This is a genomic window from Corticimicrobacter sp. (genome assembly GCF_040137905.1).
Lineage (GTDB): Bacteria > Pseudomonadota > Gammaproteobacteria > Burkholderiales > Burkholderiaceae_B > Corticimicrobacter.
This window is the reverse complement of the sequence record NZ_JBEFDG010000047.1, coordinates 1-1,681: the sequence shown is the minus strand read 5'-3', so window position 1 is coordinate 1,681 and position 1,681 is coordinate 1. Positions and strand designations below refer to the sequence as shown.

At 64.1% G+C, this 1,681-nt stretch carries 1 protein-coding gene and 1 other RNA gene; both read left to right on the top strand.

The window, feature by feature from the left end:
• Positions 1-24: 24 nt before the first annotated feature.
• An RNA gene (gene ffs / locus ABN482_RS08265) (signal recognition particle sRNA small type) lies at positions 25-122 on the top strand.
• A gap of 21 nt (positions 123-143) precedes the next feature.
• The coding region (dnaX, locus tag ABN482_RS08260) for a DNA polymerase III subunit gamma/tau (RefSeq protein ID WP_349503536.1) at positions 144-1,681 on the top strand (1,538 nt) is incomplete at its 3' end.

The following is a 1,681-nucleotide window of genomic DNA, read 5'->3' as shown; positions in this document are numbered from 1 at the left end:
TCAATCGATGCTAGAATACGCCTCGGCGGGCCCCTTCGCATGATTCTGCGGCGAATCTGGTCAGGTCGGGAACGAAGCAGCCATAGTCGTTTCGAATCAGTGCCGAAGTCAGGCTCGCCTCTCATCTGCCGTACAATGGACGCATGACCTATCTTGTGCTGGCCCGCAAATGGCGGCCTCGTTCGTTTGAGACCCTGGTCGGGCAGGATCACGTTGTCCGGGCATTGACACACGCCTTGCAGACCCAGCGCCTGCATCATGCATGGCTCTTCACGGGCACGCGGGGCGTCGGCAAGACCACGCTGTCGCGTCTCCTGGCCAAATCCCTCAATTGCGAAACCGGCATCACGGCGCAGCCCTGCGGCAAGTGTCGCGCCTGTACCGAGATCGATGCCGGGCGCTTCGTCGACTACATCGAACTCGATGCCGCCTCCAATCGTGGTGTCGAAGAAATGACCCAGTTGCTGGAACAGGCGGTGTACGCACCCAGTTCCGGCCGCTTCAAGGTCTATATGATCGATGAGGTCCACATGTTGACCGGGCATGCGTTCAACGCCATGCTCAAGACGCTGGAAGAACCGCCGCCGCACGTCAAATTCATCCTCGCCACCACCGATCCACAGAAAATCCCGGTTACGGTGCTGTCGCGCTGTCTGCAGTTCAATCTCAAGCAGATGCCTGCCGAAGCCATCGTGGGCCACCTGCAGCATGTGCTGCAGGCCGAAAGCATTGCATTCGAGGTGCCTGCGCTGCGTCTGATTGCGCAGGCGGCCGGCGGCTCCATGCGCGATGCACTGTCGTTGACCGATCAGGCTATCGCCTACAGTGCCGACAATCTGACCGAGGAGGCCGTGCGCGGCATGCTCGGAGCCATCGACCAGCGGCACCTGGTGCGGTTGCTGGACGTGCTGTCTGCCGGGCAGGCCGAGGGTGTCATTGCCCTGGCCGATGAACTGGCGGCGCGCGGCCTGTCGTATTCCGGTGCGCTGGCCGATCTTTCGACAATGTTGTCGCGCATTGCGATTGCCCAGCGTGCCCCGGGAGCGCTGCCCGCCGATGACCCCCTGACGGCCGAATACGTGCGCCTGGCAGGGCAGATGCACCCTGATGCGGTACAACTGTTCTACAGTGTGGCAGTGCACAGTCGCAGCGAGCTGTCCCTGGCACCTGACGAATATGCCGGTTTCATCATGGCCTGCCTGCGTATGCTGGCACTGTTTGCCGAGGCTGGCGGCGCGCCTGCGACACCCGTGACTGCGCCGGTGGCTGCCGAGCCGGACCGGGCAGTATCCACGACTTCGACGGCAGCGGTGGCCGCTCCTGTGGCCGCAGCGCCGGTTGTGGTTGAGACGCCTGCCATTGCCCCTGTTGCTGCGCCTGCCGTGGCAGCAACTGCGGCTGCCAAGCCTGTTGCTTCTGCGCAGCACGCTACAGTAGTACCGCCTGCGCCCGAGATGGCCGCAGCGGGTGGCTCGACTGCGAACACGCCCGACTCAGCCGATATTCCGCCCTGGGACGACATTCCGCCTGATGCCGAGGCCGCAGGTGCGTCGACCTGGGCCGACGAGGATGCAGCAGCAGATCCGGTTCAAACTGTTGCCACGCCCACGCCCACGCCCACGCCCACGCCCGAGCCTGAGCCGGAGCCGGAGTGTCAGGCGGTTGCGCCCGTGCTCGAGGC